Genomic DNA, 2947 nt, shown 5'->3' with positions numbered 1-2947 from the left:
TGGATTTGCGTACGACACAGATCCCCCTGTGGGAGCGAGCCTGCTCGCGAAGGCGTCAGATCATTCAACATTTTCCTCAAGGCAATTGTCACAGGTTGGTGACATAACTCGCCCCCTTCGTTACAAGCCCGTCCCGGCCGGTTGTTTAGACTGCCCCTCAGTCATAACAACAAAAAAGGCCCCCCAATGGACCACTTCCAACCTGCCTTCAGCAGTTGGCTGAACGCCCCCGCCCATCAGCAGTGGCTCGCCGCCGAAGGCCTTCGCCTGCTGGGTTTCGCCAAGGCTTCGAAGCTACCTGAAGGTTTCGGCAATCTCGACGAACGAGGCCATCTGCCTGCGGACGCGCAAGCCGAAACCATGAACACCGCGCGCATGACCCACAGCTTCGCCATGGCTCACATTCAGGGTCTGCCGGGTTTTGCCGAGCTGGTGGATCATGGCATCCAGTCCCTGCGCGGACCGTTGCGCGATGCGTTGCATGGCGGCTGGTTCGCCGTTGCCGAACACCGTGACGGCAACACCGGCAAGAACGCCTACCTGCATGCCTTCGTGGCGCTGGCCGCGAGTTCCGCGGTGGTCGCGCAACGTCCCGGGGCGCAAGCCTTGCTCGACGATGCCATCGACATCATCGACACGTATTTCTGGAGCGAGGAGGAAGGCGCGATGCGCGAATCCTTCAATCGCGACTGGAGCGATGAAGAGGCCTACCGCGGCGCCAACAGCAACATGCACGCCACCGAAGCCTTTCTCGCCCTGGCCGACGTCACCGACGATAACCGCTGGTTGTGCCGTGCCCAGCGCATCGTCGAGCGGGTGATTCATGGTCACGCCGCCGCCAATGATTATCTCGTGGTCGAGCATTTCGATCGCGACTGGCAGCCGCTGCGCGAGTACAACCGCGACAACCCGGCCGATGGTTTTCGCCCGTACGGCACCACACCGGGTCACGGTTTCGAATGGGCGCGGCTGTTGCTGCACCTCGAAGCGGCGCGGGTGCGGGCCGGCATGCTCACGCCGGGGTGGCTGGCCACCGACGCGCAGAAACTCTTCGAGCAAAACTGCCGTCATGGCTGGGACATCGATGGCGCGCCGGGCATCGTCTACACCCTCGACTGGGACAATCGCGCGGTGGTCCGTCATCGCCTGCACTGGACCCATTGCGAAGCCAGTGCTGCCGCCAGTGCCTTGCTCAAACGCACGGGCGATGAGCAATTCGAACGCTGGTACCGGCTGTTCTGGGAATTTTGTGACAGTCATTTCATCGACCGCGAAGGTGGCAGTTGGCATCACGAACTCGACCCGCTGAACCGTCCAAGCGCCGATATCTGGGCCGGTAAACCCGATCTTTATCACGCCTGGCAAGCACTGCTGATCCCGCGTCTGCCCCTGGCGCCGAGCATGGCCAGTGCGCTGGCAGCATTGTCCCAGAGCGCTTCTGTGTAACCATGTGGTGACATTCGCGCGTCCCTTCGTTACCTGCGAAGGGGCATCCCCTGTTTAAAATCCTGTGTAGCGCAAGCACCAGACTTGCAATGCATAACAACAAGAAAGGTACTACTAGATGAATGCGATTTCTCGCCTCGCTACTGTCATTTCTCTCGCCTCCCTGGTTCCTCTGTCCGCGTTCCCGCTCAGTGCCCTTGCCGCCGATTCCAAAGGTTCGGTGGAAGTCGTTCACTGGTGGACATCCGGTGGTGAAAAGGCAGCGGTCGATGTCCTCAAGGCGCAAGTCGAAAAAGACGGCTTCACCTGGAAGGACGGCGCAGTCGCCGGTGGTGGCGGTTCCACGGCCATGACCGTTCTCAAGAGTCGCGCCGTCGCCGGCAACCCGCCGGGCGTTGCCCAGATCAAGGGGCCGGACATCCAGGAGTGGGGCAGCACTGGCCTGCTCAGCACCACCACGCTGGCAGATGTCGCCAAGGCGGAAAACTGGGATGGCCTGCTGTCGAAGAAAGTCTCCGACACCGTGAAATATGAAGGCGACTACGTGGCCGTGCCGGTGAACATTCACCGTGTGAACTGGCTGTGGATCAACCCGCAAGTGTTCAAGAAAGCCGGGATCGACAAGGCGCCGACCACCCTCGAAGAATTCTATGCCGCTGGCGACAAACTCAAGGCCGCAGGCTTTATCGCGCTCGCCCACGGTGGCCAGCCTTGGCAGGACAGCACCGTGTTTGAGGACGTGGTGCTGTCGGTCATGGGTGCCGACGGTTACAAGAAAGCCCTGGTGGAACTCGATCAGAAAACCCTGTCGGGCGCTGACATGACCAAAGCCTTCACCGAGCTGAAAAAAATCACCACCTACATGGACCCGAACCGCGCCGGCCGTGACTGGAACATCGCGGCCGCCGACGTCATCAACGGCAAGGCCGGCATGCAGATGATGGGCGACTGGGCCAAGAGCGAATGGACCGCCGCGAAGAAAGTCGCCGGCAAGGACTATCAGTGCGTGCCGTTCCCGGGCACCGACAAGGCCTTCACCTACAACATCGACTCGATGGCCGTGTTCAAGCTCAAGGCCGATCGCAAGGGTGACATCGCCGCACAGCAAGACCTGGCCAAGGTCGCGTTGGGCACCGACTTCCAGAAAGTCTTCAGCATCAACAAGGGTTCGATCCCGGTCCGCACTGACATGCTGAACGAGATGGACAAACTGGGCTTCGACGCCTGCGCGCAAACCGCGGCCAAGGACTTCCTGGCGGACGACAAGACCGGCGGCCTGCAACCGAGCATGGCACACAACATGGCTACCTCCCTGGCCGTGCAAGGCGCGATCTTCGATGTGGTCACCAACTTCATGAACGACAAGGACGCCGACCCGGCAAAGGCCAGCGCCCAACTGGCATCGGCTGTCAAAGCGGCCCAGTAATCCCCTGCACTGAGTAACCCTGTGGGAGCGAGCCTGCTCGCGAATGCGGTCTGTCATTCACCAAAAATGTCGACT

2 protein-coding genes are annotated in these 2947 nt (G+C 60.9%); both read left to right on the top strand.

Features of this window, described 5'->3' with window-relative positions; genetic code table 11:
• The first annotated feature begins 186 nt into the window (after positions 1-186).
• The gene (locus ACW9HW_RS29675; RefSeq protein ID WP_457402890.1) at positions 187-1446 is read left to right on the top strand and encodes a D-mannose isomerase; all 1260 of its coding nucleotides are present in this window, start codon (positions 187-189) and stop codon (positions 1444-1446) included.
• A gap of 118 nt (positions 1447-1564) precedes the next feature.
• Complete coding sequence (locus tag ACW9HW_RS29670; RefSeq protein ID WP_457402889.1) at positions 1565-2872, top strand: ABC transporter substrate-binding protein; 1308 nt, start codon at positions 1565-1567, stop codon at positions 2870-2872.
• Positions 2873-2947 lie beyond the last annotated feature (75 nt).

The organism is Pseudomonas sp. SDO5532_S415 (assembly GCF_054071155.1).
This window is presented reverse-complemented; position numbering and strand designations above follow the sequence as displayed.